The following is a 13,652-nucleotide window of genomic DNA, read 5'->3' on the forward strand; positions in this document are numbered from 1 at the left end:
TTCGTTTCATTGTACCGCGCAGCACCGTCGCATGCAACGGTCTCTTCATGAAGAGTTCACATTCTTTTTCACTTTTCATGCTTGCATGTGTTGATTGCCATATGCTATACTGACCCTGTTCACAGCTTTTAACTGACATTTCCCAGGAGGTGCGCCTTGCAGAAACGCAGCCATAAATTACTGGCATACACTCTGCTGCAGTGTGAGAATGGGTTCTGCTCCAAACGATATGAACTCGCTTTTTTGTTTGGTTCTTTTGAACCGGACTGTAATCCATTTACTTATCTGAAGGGCTCTATCCGGGCCCGGACGTTTGGCGGGCACAATTACACCAATTCCAAATCCTACATTCTCTCCCGTATCTGCCGCCTTCAGCAGCGGAAAGCGCGCTGGACTGTATGGCAGTACTACACGCTTGGGAAGTTGACGCATTATCTGGCGGACGCGTTTACCTATCCGCATAATGAGCATTATCCGGACACCATGCTGGCCCACCACCAGTATGAGACGGATCTGCGCTCGTATCTGGAAGAGTATCTCCGGGGGTATACCTTGCGGCGGAAGCAGTTCCGTGCCGATGTGTGCGGCGCGATCTCTCAGCTCCATGATTACTACATGGAGGCCGCGGCCGATCAGCGCATGGATGTTCAGTACATTCTGGAGGCCACCGCCCTGCTGATGGCCGGCTGTCTGCCGGAGCCTGCCGGAGCCCTTACCTGAAGGGGATTTTGAGGGCACCTTTGGTTGAGTGGTGTAAAATTGTCGAAATATTTTTATACAGTTTGTCACTTTTGTCACTTTTCATTTGCTCCGACAAGTGCTATTCTTTAAACATCTAAAGCGTCTGAAAGGACATCGATCATGACCAACCTCACTCGTGCAGCTGAATACCGTTACTTTAGCTTTACCTATTTTCTGGGTAAGGCTTATTTCGGTTTGGCTGAAAACGTGTGTGCTTGATTTTGACGCTGTCAGAATTTATCGGTACATGACGACCCGCAGCTGAGCCAAGCTGCGGGTCTTTTTTATACCATTTTTAGGAGGAATTTACCATGATCGTCATTCTGAAACACAATCCCAACCGCGACCAGCTGGAGAGCTTGATTTCCTGGCTCCAGGACAAAGGCATCATCATTCACACCAGTATCGGCGAGTCCAACACCATTTTGGGCCTGGTGGGCGACACCTCGCAACTGGACATTGACCTGATTTCCGCTCTGGACATCGTGGAGGATGTCAAGCGGGTGCAGGAGCCTTACAAAAATGCCAACCGGAAATTTCACCCTGAGGACACTGTTGTCAAGGTGGGAAATACCCAGATCGGCGGCGGCACCCTGACGATCATGGCCGGTCCCTGCTCTGTGGAATCTGAGGAACAGGTCGTAGCCATCGCCAAGGCTGTCAAGGCCAGCGGTGCCACCATGCTCCGCGGCGGTGCATTCAAACCCCGCACCTCCCCCTACTCCTTCCAGGGCCTTGGTGCCACAGGCCTGGAATATCTGAAAATTGCCAAACAGGAAACGGGACTTCCCATTGTCACCGAGCTGATGGATTTGAGCCAGCTGCCTTTGTTTCAGGATGTGGATGTGATTCAGATCGGTGCCCGGAACATGCAGAATTTTGATCTGCTGAAAGCCGTGGGGCACCAGGACAAGCCCGTGATGATCAAGCGGGGCATGTCCGCCACTTATGAAGAGTGGCTGATGAGCGCCGAGTATGTCATGGCCGGCGGCAACGAGAAGGTCATTCTCTGCGAGCGGGGCATCCGTACCTTTGAGAGCTACACCCGCAACACGCTGGATTTGGCAGCGATTCCCGTGCTGCGGAAGCTCACCCACCTGCCCGTCATCATCGACCCCAGCCACGCCACCGGAAAGAGCTGGCTGGTGGAGCCCCTAGCTATGGGCGCCGTGGCTACCGGCTGCGATGGGCTTCAGATTGAGGTGCATAATGACCCTGCCCACGCCCTGTGCGACGGTCCCCAGTCTCTGAAGCCGGAGGTGTTTGATCCCCTGGCCAAGAAGCTTCTGAAGCTTCACGAGGTTATGAAGACCCTGGAGGACTGATGAAATGAAGATCGGAATTGTCGGCCTGGGCCTCATCGGCGGCTCCATGGCAAAAAGCATCAAAACCCGCACCTCCCATACGGTATATGGCACGGATCTCAATGGGGAGACCATGATGATGGCCCGGATGTGCGGTGCGATGGACGCTCCGCTGACAGATGAAAATCTCCCCTCCTGCGAAATTCTTTTGATTGCCATCCGCCCCAGCGCCGCGATTGACTGGGTGCGGCAGCATGCTCCTTTGATTGCCGAGTCCGCCATTGTGGTGGATCTGTGCGGTGTGAAGCGGGTAGTGGTTGCCGGCATCAGCCCCATTGCGGAGCAGTACGGCTTTTCCTATATCGGCGGGCACCCCATGGCCGGCCGGGAGCGGGGCGGATTTACCGCCGCCACAGACGATCTGTACGTAGGGGCTTCCATGATTCTGACGCCGGACAAGCGGACGGATATGCAGCTTTTGGAAACACTGAAGGCCTTTTTCCTGGACCTGGGCTTCGCGGGCCTCACCTTCTCCGACCCGGAAGAACATGACCGCATCATCGCCTTCACCTCCCAGCTGGCACATATTGCCTCCAGCGCCTATGTGAAATCTCCGGAGGCGCAGAAGCGCCGGGGCTTTTCCGCCGGAAGCTTTCAGGATATGACCCGTGTGGCCCGGCTGGATGAGGATATGTGGACGGAGCTGTTTCTGGATGACGCCGACTATCTGACCGCAGAGCTGGATGAGCTGATTGCGCATTTGACCGAATACGCCAATGCCTTGAAGGCAAAAGACGCCAAGGCTTTGCATGCCCTGCTGAAAGACGGTCGGGAGAAGAAGGCCACGGCGGGAGGCAACTAAGTCGAGGCAATGTCCGCTTCCCTATTTTGATACGAAGGAGTACTCTTTTATGTCCAACTCCATTCAAACCATTCCTATCCGCACAACCCCCGCTTACGAGGTGGCCATCGGGCCGGGACTGCTGGGCCAATGCGGCCCCCGGCTGAAGGGCCTTCTCCCTCTCTGCCAGGTGGCTGTCATCACCGACAGCACCGTGGCCCCCCTGTATCTGAATACCGTGTCCGACAGCCTTCGGTCCGCCGGTTTTGCCGTCAGCACCCATGTGTTTCCCGCAGGAGAGGCCCACAAAAGCCTCTCCACCCTGTCCGATTTGCTGGAATCCCTGGCCGCGGCGCACCTGACCCGCGGCGACTGCGTAGCGGCGCTGGGCGGGGGGGTCACCGGCGACATGGCGGGCTTTGCCGCCGCCGTGTACCTGCGGGGGATTCGCTGCGTGCAATTGCCCACCACGCTGCTCTCCGCTGTGGACTCCTCGGTGGGCGGCAAGACCGCCATTGACCTCACGGCCGGGAAAAATCTGGCCGGGGCCTTTTTGCAGCCCGCAGCCGTTTTGTGTGATACAGACTGCCTGCAAAGCCTCCCCGCCGACATGGTTGCCGACGGCGCCGCTGAGGCCATCAAAACCGGCGTTCTCTCAGACGAGGGCCTGTTTTCCCTCTTTGAGGACGACGCCCTCGCTTCCGCCCCGGCAGAAGTCATTGCCCGGTGCGTCCGGTACAAAGCCGGCGTTGTGGAGCGGGACGAGCGGGAACAGGGGGAGCGGAAGCTTTTGAATCTGGGCCACACCGTGGGCCATGCCATTGAAAAATGCAGCAATTACGCCATTCCCCACGGCCACGCCGTGGCGGCGGGATTGGCCGTCATCGCCCGGGCTGCCGAGCGTCTTGGCTGGACGGAGGCTCCCATTGCAAGCCGCGTCTCCGCATGTCTTTTGGCAAACGGACTGCCCACAGGCACGGCATATTCCGCCGCCGCGCTGGCGGAAGCCGCACTGGCGGACAAGAAGCGCTCCGGCAACACCATCACGCTGGTGATTCCCCGGAAAATCGGCCTCTGCTCCTTGAAAAAGGTGCCGGTTGCAGAGCTGCTGCCCATTATCTCTGCGGGACTGGAGGCGTAAATGGACATTCGTATAGGCCCCCGGAAGCTCTCCGGCACTGTCACGCCTCCCCCGAGCAAGTCCATGGCTCACCGGCTGCTGATTGCCGCCGCCCTGGGCACCGGCGTCAGCACGATCCGAAACATCGCCTTCTCCCAGGACATTGAGGCTACCCTGCGGTGCATTCAGTCTCTGGGAGGACGCTGGGAGCAGCCGGAAGACGGCTGTCTCCGGATTTACGGCTTCGGAGGAACTTCTGCAGCCGCTTCAGAGCTGCCGCGCTTTGACTGCGGAGAATCCGGTTCTACGCTCCGGTTTTTCATCCCCATCGCCCTGGCGGCTGCCGGAGGCGGGGTGTTTACCGGCCGGGGACGGCTGATGGAGCGGCCCCAGCAGCCCTATTTTGACCTGTTTGACGAGAAGGGCATCCTCTATGCGCAGAAGGACGGCGCTCTGACGGTTCGCGGACAGCTGACGGCAGGGGAATACCGCCTGCCGGGCAACGTGTCCAGCCAGTTTTTCACCGGACTGCTCTTTGCTCTGCCGCTGCTGGATGGAAACAGCTCTCTTGTCAGCACCACGGCGCTGGAATCCTCCAACTATATTGACATGACACTCCTTTCCATGGAAGCCGCCGGCGTGGCAGTTTCTCCGGGACCTGTGCGCGGCAGCTGGCAGCTCCGCCCCGCAGCCTATCAGGCCTTCGACGGCACTGTGGAAGCGGACTGGTCCCAGGCGGGGTTCTGGTATGCAGCTATCGCCCTTGGCAGCAAACTGGGGCTGGAGGGCTTGAATGCCTTTTCCGCCCAAGGTGATATGGCGGTAGCGGCCCACTTCCTGCGGCTGACTCAGCCCGGAGAGGTGGACATCGACATGTCCGGCTGTCCCGACCTGCTGCCGCCGCTGGCGGTCATGGCCGCCGTGCGCAGCGGTACCACCCGGTTCGTGGGTGCCGCCCGGCTCCGCATCAAGGAGAGCGACAGGCTGAAAACTGTCCGGAGCCTTCTGACCGCGCTGGGCGGCCAGGCGGAGGAGGGGCCCGACAGCCTCACCGTTTACGGACTGCCCCAGCTCTCCGGCGGCACTGTGGATGGAGCAAACGACCACCGCATCGTGATGGCGGCGGCCATTGCTGCCACAGCCTGCGCCGCCCCCGTCACCATTTTGGGAGCGGAGGCCGTCCGCAAATCCTATCCGAATTTCTTCGATGAATACACGCGTCTGGGAGGTGACGTCCATGTCCTCTGAGTTCGGCAAGCTGCTGAAAATCTCTGTCTTCGGCCAGTCCCACGGCCGTGCCATCGGCGTCAATATGGATGGACTTCCCGCCGGGGAAGCCATTGATTTTGAGGAATTGAACGCCTTTCTGGACCGCCGCCGCCCGGGGAAGGATGGTCTGTCCACACCGCGGAAGGAGACGGACATCCCCCTGTTTCTCTCCGGTGTGGAAAACGGCGTCACCTGCGGTGCGCCGCTGTGTGCCGTCATCGAAAACAGCGACCAGCACTCCTCGGATTACGAGGAGCTTCGGGACAAACCCCGGCCCTCCCATGCGGATTACACCGCCTTTGTGAAATGGGGCGGCCAGGCGGACATGCGGGGCGGCGGGCACTTTTCCGGCCGCCTGACGGCCCCCCTGTGCGTGGCCGGCGGCATTGCCAAGCAGATTCTGGCCCGCCGGGGCGTCCATGTGGGAGCGCATCTTCAATCCGTGGGAGCGGAGGAAGACCGTGTCTTTCCCCTGTATCCCACAGCGGCACTGTTTGCGGACATTGCCGCAAAGCCCTTTCCCGTCATGGACGATGAGGCCGGCGCGCGGATGCGCCAGGTCATCCAATCTGCCCGACAGGATGGTGACAGTGTGGGCGGCGTCATTGAATGCGCTGCCATCGGCCTTCCCGCCGGACTGGGGGACCCCATGTTCGACGGCATGGAAAACCGTCTCGCCGCCGCTCTTTTCGGCATTCCGGCGGTGAAGGGGCTGGAATTCGGCGCAGGCTTTGCCTCCGCCCGGCTCCGCGGCTCCGAAAACAACGACCCCTTTACCGTGAAGAATGGGAGCGTTGCTGCGGCAAGCAACCGCGCCGGCGGTATTCTGGGCGGCATCACCACCGGGATGCCGGTAATCCTGCGGGTGGCCATCAAGCCCACGCCGTCCATTTCCAGGCCTCAGCAGACTGTCAGCCTGTCCGCTATGGAGACGGCGGAGCTTCAGATTCGGGGCCGTCATGATCCGTGTATTGCCCACCGGGCCGTTCCGGTGGTGGAGGCCGTCACTGCGGCGGTCCTGCTAGATATTTTATTGGAGGGACATCATGGAACTTTCTGAAATCCGTACGAAAATCGACGCCGTGGACAATCAGCTGCTGCAGCTGTTTCTGGAGCGCATGAGCCTGGCGGAGGACGTCGCCGCCTATAAGAACGAGCATCATCTGCCCATTTTGAACAAACAGCGGGAGCGGGAAGTGCTGGCCAAGGTTACGGAAAAATCCGGGGAAAAGGAACGGTACGCCTACCACCTGTTCTCCACGCTGTTTGAGCTGGCCCGCTCCCGGCAGGCGGAACTTCTCTCCGCCCCCACCAAGGTGGCCGCCCAGGTAAAGGCCTCCCTGGAGGCCGGCAGTGCCGTGTTCCCCCAGACGGGTTTGGTGGCCTGCCAGGGCGTGGAGGGCGCCAACTCCCAGGTGGCCTGCGACCGTCTGCTGCCCCGGGGCAATATCGTGTATGTCAAGACCTTTGAGGCCGTGGTCTCCGCTGTGGAGTCCGGCCTGTGCAAGTTCGGTGTGCTGCCCATTGAAAACAGCTCCAACGGCTCCGTCCGGGCGGTATACGAGCTGCTGCAGGAGCACAACCTCTCCATCGTCCGCTCCACCCGCCTGTGCATTCGTCACGAGCTGCTGACGCTGCCCGGCGTGAAGCTGGGCGACATCACGGAGATCTACTCCCACGAGCAGGCCATTGGCCAGTGCAGCAAATTTTTGGGTGGCCTGAACGGTGTCCGGGTAATTCCCTGTGACAACACCGCCATGGCCGCCAAGATGGTGGCGGAGAGCGGCAACCGCCATGCTGCGGCCATCTCCTCCCACCCCTGCGCCGCCCTGTATGGTCTGGAGTGCATCAACGACCGCATTCAGGACAGCGACAACAACTATACCCGCTTTATCTGCATCTCCAAAGATCCCGCCATTTACGCCGGCGCCAACCGCATCAGCCTGATCATTGCCTTTGAGAACCGTCCCGGCGCGCTGTATGAGATTCTCTCCAAGCTGGCGGCGCTGGATATCAACCTGACAAAGCTGGAATCCTGCCCCGTGGTGGGCAGCGACTTTGAGTTCATCTTCTTCCTGGAACTGGACGCCTCCGTGCAGGATCCCAGCGTGCTGGCCATGCTGGAGGAGATGGAGCGCAGCTGCGCCAACTTCAGCTTCCTGGGCAATTACGCGGAAGTATAAAATTTCAGGGGGGAGCGGACTCCCCCTGACTTCTCTAGGGAGGAACTGATTTGATGGACAAGATCTACGGTTTGCTTGGCCGCAAGCTGGGCCACAGCTGGTCCGTTCCCATTCACAAGGCACTGGGCTGTGAGGGCTACCGTCTCATTGAGCTGGAGCCGGAGGAGCTGCCGGACTTCCTCCGCCGTGGGGACATCGGCGGCCTGAATGTCACCATTCCCTACAAGCGGGACGTCATCCCCTACTGCGATGTCATCGACGAGATGGCCGCCGCCATCGGCAGTGTCAATACCTTGGTCCGCCGGGCCGATGGAAAGCTGTATGCCTATAATACCGATGCCGCGGGCTTCCGCTATATGGCAGCACGGGCGGGCATCTCCTTTGCCGGTCGGAAAGCCGTGATTCTTGGCAGCGGGGGCGCTTCTCTGACCGCCAGGGCCGTGGCGGCGCAGCTGGGTTCCTGGGAGGTAGTGGTCATCTCCCGCTCCGGTCCCGACAACTACCAAAACCTCTCCCGCCATGCGGATGCGGAAATTGTGGTGAACACCACGCCGGTCGGCATGTACCCCCATAACGGCGCCGCCCCGGTGGATCTCACTGCCTTTCCCGCCTGCCAGGGCGTGCTGGACGTGGTGTACAATCCCCGCCGGACGGCTTTGCTGCTGCAGGCCGAGGCGCTGGGCCTGCCCTACTCGGATGGCCTGCCCATGCTGGTGGCCCAGGCGGTGGCGGCGGAAGAGTTCTTCTTTGACAAGGTCATTCCCGCCGGCGGGAATGAACGTATCCTCTCCCTGCTGCGGCGGGATGCCACCAATCTGGTGCTCATTGGCATGCCGGGCTGCGGTAAAACCACCGTCGGCGCTGCGTTGGCAGCGCTCACCGGCCGGGAGGCCATTGACATTGACCAGCGGATTGTGGAGCGGGCCGGCTGCTCTATTCCGGAGATTTTCGCCCAGGGCGGCGAAGCGGCCTTTCGGGCACTGGAGCAGGAGGAGACTGCGGAAGCCGGAAAGCTCTCCGGCAAGCTGCTTCTCACAGGGGGAGGCGTGGTGAAGGATCCCCGGAACTATGCTGCCCTGCACCAAAACGGCCGGATTTATCAGTTAATCCGGGCGCTGGATGCCCTTCCCACAGACGGCCGCCCGCTGTCCCAGGGAGCGGACCTTGCCGCCATGTGGACAGAGCGAGCCCCCCTGTACGAGCAGTTCCGGGACGCGGCCATCGACAACAACGGTGCGGTGGCAGATACCGCCGCCGCGATTTGGAGGGATTTTTGTGAACATTCTGGTGATGAACGGCCCGAATCTGAACATGCTGGGCATCCGGCAGCCGGAAATATACGGCCATGAGACCTATGACGACCTGTGTGCCATGATTCAGGCCGAGGCGGATCGGCTGGGCGTACGGGTATCCTTTTTCCAGTCCAATCACGAAGGAGCGCTGGTGGACGCCATTCAGCAAGCCTACTTTGACCACGTGGACGGCATTGTGATCAATCCCGGCGCCTATACCCACACCAGTGTGGCCCTGCTGGACGCGGTAAAGGGCGTCAGCATTCCAACTGTGGAGGTTCATATTTCCGATCCGGACACCCGGGAGGAATTCCGCCGCATCTCCTATCTCCGCGCCGCCTGCATCGCCACCATCAAGGGACATGGGTTTCGTGGATATATCGAAGCCCTTCGCCTGCTTGCCGGCGCATCAGACAACAACGGCATATAGGCTAAAAAAAGCGCCCCCGGTTGAACCGGAGGCGCCTTTTATTGTTTTTGTGTTGCCTGCAGAGACTGGCACTCTGCCACATGAAACGCACAAGTGCTTGCTTACTTGCTCTGTGCAGCCTTCTTATTGGTCAGAGCCTTATAACCCTCAAACACCAGCACAATGGCCAGGACGAACAGCACCACAGAGAAACCGGCCTGCAGAACGTCAGCCAGGACAGTGGGAGCCTCAGGAGGATTCATCAGACGGCCAATCTTGGTCTTGAAGGTGATCACCAGAGAGGTCAGGGTGGCAATCAGCATGAACACCATGGGAATGTAGAACATCTTGTTGTTCTTGCCGATGTTGCCCAGCCAGGCAGCGCAGGCCAGCAGAGCCAGAGCAGCCAGCAGCTGGTTGGCAGCACCGAACAGGGGCCAAATCAGGCTGTAGCCGCCGGTCATCAGAATGCCGCCCAGGACAACAGTGATGAGTGTAGCAATAAACGGATTGGAGACTGCCTTCTTGAAGCCGGTCAGATTCTCAACGCTTTCGCCCTCATCCACAAAGAACTCCTGGAGCATATAGCGGGCCAGACGGGTGGCGGTGTCCAGAGAGGTCAGGCAGAATGCGGATACAGCCAGAATCAGTACGGAGTACATCACATCAGTGGGCAGACCAATCTTTGCCAGCATCTGAGAAATGCCAGTGGCAAATACCACCGTAGGCGTAGCATCGGGGATACCGGAGGCCTTCAGGGCAATCAGGTCGCTGCCGAAGAGGAAGCTGACGCAAATCAGGGAGATGACGGCCAGCGCGCACTCGATCAGCATGCCGCCGTAGCCGATGGCCATCGCATCCTTCTCGTTGTCCAGCTGCTTTGCAGTGGTACCGGATCCCACCAGGGAGTGGAAACCGGAGATAGCGCCGCAGGCCACGGTAATGAACAGAACCGGGAACAGCTGGCTTGTGCCGTCCACACCGCCGAAGCCTGTATATGCCGGCAGGTTCATGGTGGGGTGTGCCACCACAATGCCCACAACAGCCAGAATGATCATACCATACAGCAGGAAGCTGTTCAGATAGTCACGGGGCTGCAGCAGAATCCACACAGGAGTTACCGAGGCGATCAGAATGTAGGCCATGACGAAAATGGTCCAGAAATTGGCGCTGGCAAACACCGGAATATTGTAGCCGATGGCAATGCAGGCCACCAGGGCGGCAACCCCGATAACCGTAGAGATTCCCAGCGGGGCATTCTTCCGGTACACCAGGAACCCGAACGCAATGGCCAAAACGATGAACAACATGGAAATCATGGCAGTCCGGCCATTGGCGATGTTCTGGGATCCATCGGCATTAAACCCGGCAAATGTGCCCACCACGATGGAACCGAAGGCGGCAACCACCAGCAGCAGCGTCAGATAGGCAAACACCAGAAACAGCTTCTTGCCGCGGCGGCCGATATTGACCTCAATGACATGGCCGATGGACTTACCCTCGTGCCGGATAGAGGCAAACAGAGCGGCAAAATCGTGCGTAGCGCCGAAGAACACGCCGCCGACCAGAATCCACAAAAGGACGGGAACCCAACCGAAAATAGCCGCTTGGATGGGTCCATTGATGGGGCCGGCTCCGGCGATGGATGCGAAGTGGTGACCCAGCAGAACAGGGGCCTTGGCGGCACAGTAGTCATTGCCATCCGCCATGGTATGTGCAGGGGTCTCCCGGGAAGGATCCACCCCCCACTGCTTTGCCAGCCATTTGCCATAGAACAAATAGCCGCCGACCAGAACGACGATAGAAATCAACAGGATTACTAACGAGTTCATATGATACTCTCCCTTCTTATTTTGCCTTGGGTAGGAAATTGCGCTCCAAGGTCTTGCGTGCCTCTTTCCCGGCTGGATTGGAAAAGAAGCTCTGCGTAGAACATTCCATTGCTGCTATGTGATACTCCATCCAGCCGTGGAGTGCCAGCCAAAAATTCTTCCGGAAGCGTGTCCGTTTGATCAGTTTCTGTGCCTCCGGATCAATGGTGTCCGCCAGAATCACCAGCGTAACATAGGAAAACATGTGCTCCTTGTGGGGATTGATGGCAGCCAGGCCCGCCTTCCGGGACAGGTCTACCTGCTGCTGCAACGTCTGGGCATCCAGATGCTCTGTCACGTAAAAGTATACGTACTCATTTTGTTCCGTCGCATAAATCGTGTGGGCCTTGGTGGCGACGTAATTCTCCTCCCGCATGTGATAGGCCGCTGCGGCCGGAAAGCTTCCGCCGGATACCTGAATGTCCCTTTCGATGTCAAAATAGTAAGAATAGGCGTTCAACAACTGCTCCAGCCGCTCCTGCAGGGTCATCTCCATAGGAACTCCTTAACTTTGATAAAATCCTAGCGTTCTTCCTGCTATTTATGATGAAATCTAAACGCTCTTTACAGCTTTCATTATACACGAACATTTCAGCTTTGTTAAGAGGGTCTCATTAAATTTGTGTACAATTTGTGAATAAGTGGGGTAAAGTTGTGTATTTCATCTAGCAAATTTTTGGTTTTTCTGTACTCCATTGTGCTTTATACACATTTTCCGCTTTGGGTTTGGGTTAATTTGCCAAAAATTCTTTTTTCTCCGGTGACCCAGCGTTTCCGGCTGTACAGGTAATTACCGGTTCAGCGTATTGATCAAATGCTTCATATGGATACTCATCGCATGGCGCGCTCCCGTTTCATCCCGTTTCATCAGGAATTCCAGAATCAGCCGGTTATCCGCCAGGGCAATCTCCTGCATCTGCTGCCGGTTTTGTGAGATTTGCAGGATCTCGTTGACAGCGCCGTTGATAATGGGGTAAAGGCGGCGCATATATTCATTATGGGATGCCTTGATCAGCGCCATATGAAATTCCTGATCTGCCAAGGGCCAATCTCCGCCGGAGGCGGCCACCTGTTCCATCCGTTCCGCCTTCTTTCGGATCTGCTGCAATTCTTCATCTGTGGCCCGTTGGCAGGCCAGCGCCACCGTTTCCGGTTCAAAAATAAGCCGCATCTCAAAAAGGTCCATTGCCCGTTCCTTGGCCCGCAGGCTGGAAAGCGCTGTAAGATTCAAGCCGGTATCCGGCAGGGTTTCTGATACATATGTGCCTTTACCCCGGCGAATCTCCAAGACGCCCTGCGCCACCAGAAACGAAATGGCCTCCCGCAGAGTGGTGCGGCTGACCTGCAGCGCCGCACTGAGCTCGTTTTCATTGGGCAGCTTGCTGCCTGGCTCATAGCGGTTCTCCTCCATAATCATCTCGTACAGACGGTCTGAGGTCCGCTCGGACAGCTTGGTCTTTTTCTGTGCTCTCATCCTTTGTCCAACTCCTTTTCGCGGCACTGCCGCGGCCATTCCTGGTTTTCTGTTTTTGTATCATATCGCGTTTTGTGTGATCTTGCAAGAAGGCTCTTGACATCATATTTCTTTTCGTATACAATGACATCATACAACATAAGCGAAATAATACAACTAGTTTTGTAGCAAGTTTTTGGGAAGCCAACTTTTGGGAGGTGAGCTTATTTTGACGGCAGGGGATATTTGTACGCATCGGCTCTCTATTGTCACCGGCCACTATGGAACCGGAAAGACAGAGTTTGCGGTGAATCTGGCGCTGGCTCTGGCCCAGGAGGGGAAGCCTGTTATGATGGCAGACTTGGACATTGTGAATCCCTACTTTCGCTCCAGGGAGCGCAGACAGATGCTGGAATCCGCCGGTATTGAGTTGATCTCATCTTCCCAAGCCTGTTCCGACGCCGACGTTCCCGCCCTTCCCGCCGAGCTGCTGGCCATTCTGGAAAACCGGAAAGTCCGCGGTGTGCTGGATATTGGCGGTGATCCGGTGGGTGCCCGGGTGCTGGCCCGGTTCCAGCCTAAAATTGCAGGAGAGGATTACCAGTTAATTTATGTTCTGAATGCAAACCGCCCCGAGGTAAAAACCGCTGATGCCGCAATCCGCTATTTACGGGGCATCGAAGCAGTCACCGGTCTTACCTGCGGCGGGATTGTCAATAACACCCACCTCTGCGGAGAGACTACGGCAGAGGAGATCCGCAAGGGTGCAGCCCTGGCGGGGGCGGTCTCCTCCCAAACCGGCATTCCCGTTCTCTGCCATATGGCGGAAGCGCAATTTACCAATCAATTGTCTGACCTGCGGGAACCTGTGTTCCCCATTACCATCAGGATGAAAAAGCCATGGGAATGACCCGTGGACTTCCGGAGAAAGGAGAATCTATCTATTATGACAGCCAAGGTAACCTTTAACTCCGACCGGTGCAAGGGGTGCGAGTTGTGTACGATGGTTTGCCCCAAGCACATTGTGGCAATCGACACAAGGGTCATCAACCGCAAGGGCTATCACCCCGCCCATGTGACGGACATTGCCCAGTGCATCGCCTGCGCCAGCTGCGCAAAAATCTGTCCGGATTCCATTATCACTGTGGAAAAATTCTGAAGAAGGAGGT

The 13,652-nt window shown here is 57.9% G+C and carries 14 protein-coding genes; 11 read left to right on the forward strand and 3 right to left on the reverse strand.

From position 1 onward, the window contains the following. Positions 1-156: 156 nt before the first annotated feature. From BMZ81_RS10965 to aroQ, 9 genes are all read left to right on the forward strand, one after another. Positions 157-720 (forward strand): zinc dependent phospholipase C family protein, encoded by a 564-nt coding sequence (locus BMZ81_RS10965; protein WP_091131998.1) that lies wholly within the window; start codon positions 157-159, stop codon positions 718-720. Between the two features lie 332 nt (positions 721-1,052). Further along, positions 1,053-2,066 (forward strand): 3-deoxy-7-phosphoheptulonate synthase, encoded by a 1,014-nt coding sequence (aroF, locus tag BMZ81_RS10970; protein ID WP_091132000.1) that lies wholly within the window; start codon positions 1,053-1,055, stop codon positions 2,064-2,066. Positions 2,067-2,070: 4 nt separating this feature from the next. Then, positions 2,071-2,907, forward strand: a complete 837-nt coding sequence (locus BMZ81_RS10975) for a prephenate dehydrogenase (RefSeq protein ID WP_091132001.1) — start codon at positions 2,071-2,073, stop codon at positions 2,905-2,907. A 49-nt stretch (positions 2,908-2,956) separates the two neighbouring features. Then, positions 2,957-4,027: a 3-dehydroquinate synthase gene (gene aroB, locus BMZ81_RS10980; RefSeq protein WP_091132004.1), complete on the forward strand. Its 1,071-nt coding sequence runs from the start codon at positions 2,957-2,959 to the stop codon at positions 4,025-4,027. Then, on the forward strand, positions 4,028-5,254 hold the full coding sequence (locus tag BMZ81_RS10985) for a 3-phosphoshikimate 1-carboxyvinyltransferase (protein WP_091132006.1): 1,227 nt from the start codon (positions 4,028-4,030) through the stop codon (positions 5,252-5,254). After that, positions 5,244-6,335: a chorismate synthase gene (aroC, locus tag BMZ81_RS10990; protein WP_091132008.1), complete on the forward strand. Its 1,092-nt coding sequence runs from the start codon at positions 5,244-5,246 to the stop codon at positions 6,333-6,335. The genes BMZ81_RS10985 and aroC overlap by 11 nt, the downstream gene beginning before the upstream one ends. Further along, positions 6,322-7,458, forward strand: a complete 1,137-nt coding sequence (locus BMZ81_RS10995; protein ID WP_091132010.1) for a bifunctional chorismate mutase/prephenate dehydratase — start codon at positions 6,322-6,324, stop codon at positions 7,456-7,458. Before aroC ends, BMZ81_RS10995 begins: the two co-directional genes overlap by 14 nt. A 53-nt stretch (positions 7,459-7,511) precedes the next feature. Next, positions 7,512-8,807, forward strand: a complete 1,296-nt coding sequence (locus tag BMZ81_RS11000; protein WP_242942630.1) for a shikimate kinase — start codon at positions 7,512-7,514, stop codon at positions 8,805-8,807. After that, positions 8,734-9,180 carry a type II 3-dehydroquinate dehydratase gene (gene aroQ, locus BMZ81_RS11005; protein WP_091132015.1) on the forward strand — a complete coding sequence of 149 codons (447 nt, stop codon included), beginning with the start codon at positions 8,734-8,736 and terminating at the stop codon, positions 9,178-9,180. The genes BMZ81_RS11000 and aroQ overlap by 74 nt, the downstream gene beginning before the upstream one ends. Before the next feature lie 101 nt (positions 9,181-9,281). Here the strand turns inward: aroQ and BMZ81_RS11010 are convergent, their stop codons facing one another. The 3 genes from BMZ81_RS11010 to BMZ81_RS11020 form a co-directional block, all read right to left on the reverse strand. Next, a complete protein-coding gene (locus BMZ81_RS11010) occupies positions 9,282-10,991 on the reverse strand; it encodes a carbon starvation CstA family protein (RefSeq protein WP_091132018.1) in 1,710 nt (569 codons plus the stop codon). 16 nt (positions 10,992-11,007) lie between these two features. Then, positions 11,008-11,526, reverse strand: a complete 519-nt coding sequence (locus BMZ81_RS11015; RefSeq protein WP_242942627.1) for a DUF8052 family protein — start codon at positions 11,524-11,526, stop codon at positions 11,008-11,010. A gap of 294 nt (positions 11,527-11,820) precedes the next feature. Continuing rightward, positions 11,821-12,504: a FadR/GntR family transcriptional regulator gene (locus BMZ81_RS11020; protein WP_091132020.1), complete on the reverse strand. Its 684-nt coding sequence runs from the start codon at positions 12,502-12,504 to the stop codon at positions 11,821-11,823. Positions 12,505-12,694: 190 nt separating this feature from the next. Here BMZ81_RS11020 and BMZ81_RS11025 point away from each other — a divergent pair, with 190 nt between their 5' ends. Together BMZ81_RS11025 and BMZ81_RS11030 are read left to right on the forward strand one after the other, a co-directional pair. Further along, positions 12,695-13,393, forward strand: a complete 699-nt coding sequence (locus BMZ81_RS11025; protein ID WP_242942628.1) for a nucleotide-binding protein — start codon at positions 12,695-12,697, stop codon at positions 13,391-13,393. 36 nt (positions 13,394-13,429) lie between these two features. Further along, positions 13,430-13,642, forward strand: a complete 213-nt coding sequence (locus BMZ81_RS11030) for a 4Fe-4S dicluster domain-containing protein (protein ID WP_091132022.1) — start codon at positions 13,430-13,432, stop codon at positions 13,640-13,642. The last annotated feature ends 10 nt before the right edge of the window (positions 13,643-13,652 follow it).

It is taken from the genome of Oscillibacter sp. PC13 (assembly GCF_900115635.1).
Classification (GTDB): domain Bacteria; phylum Bacillota; class Clostridia; order Oscillospirales; family Oscillospiraceae; genus Oscillibacter.

Bases quoted from the DNA above. Each gene is read 5' to 3' on its own strand.
- aroF (WP_091132000.1), top strand. From the start codon at position 1,053: ATGATCGTCATTCTGAAACACAATCCCAACCGCGACCAGCTGGAGAGC.
- BMZ81_RS10975 (WP_091132001.1), top strand. From the start codon at position 2,071: ATGAAGATCGGAATTGTCGGCCTGGGCCTCATCGGCGGCTCCATGGCA.
- aroB (WP_091132004.1), top strand. From the start codon at position 2,957: ATGTCCAACTCCATTCAAACCATTCCTATCCGCACAACCCCCGCTTAC.
- BMZ81_RS10985 (WP_091132006.1), top strand. From the start codon at position 4,028: ATGGACATTCGTATAGGCCCCCGGAAGCTCTCCGGCACTGTCACGCCT.
- aroC (WP_091132008.1), top strand. From the start codon at position 5,244: ATGTCCTCTGAGTTCGGCAAGCTGCTGAAAATCTCTGTCTTCGGCCAG.
- BMZ81_RS10995 (WP_091132010.1), top strand. From the start codon at position 6,322: ATGGAACTTTCTGAAATCCGTACGAAAATCGACGCCGTGGACAATCAG.
- BMZ81_RS11000 (WP_242942630.1), top strand. From the start codon at position 7,512: ATGGACAAGATCTACGGTTTGCTTGGCCGCAAGCTGGGCCACAGCTGG.
- BMZ81_RS11010 (WP_091132018.1), bottom strand. From the start codon at position 10,991: ATGAACTCGTTAGTAATCCTGTTGATTTCTATCGTCGTTCTGGTCGGC.
- BMZ81_RS11015 (WP_242942627.1), bottom strand. From the start codon at position 11,526: ATGGAGATGACCCTGCAGGAGCGGCTGGAGCAGTTGTTGAACGCCTAT.
- BMZ81_RS11020 (WP_091132020.1), bottom strand. From the start codon at position 12,504: ATGAGAGCACAGAAAAAGACCAAGCTGTCCGAGCGGACCTCAGACCGT.
- BMZ81_RS11030 (WP_091132022.1), top strand. From the start codon at position 13,430: ATGACAGCCAAGGTAACCTTTAACTCCGACCGGTGCAAGGGGTGCGAG.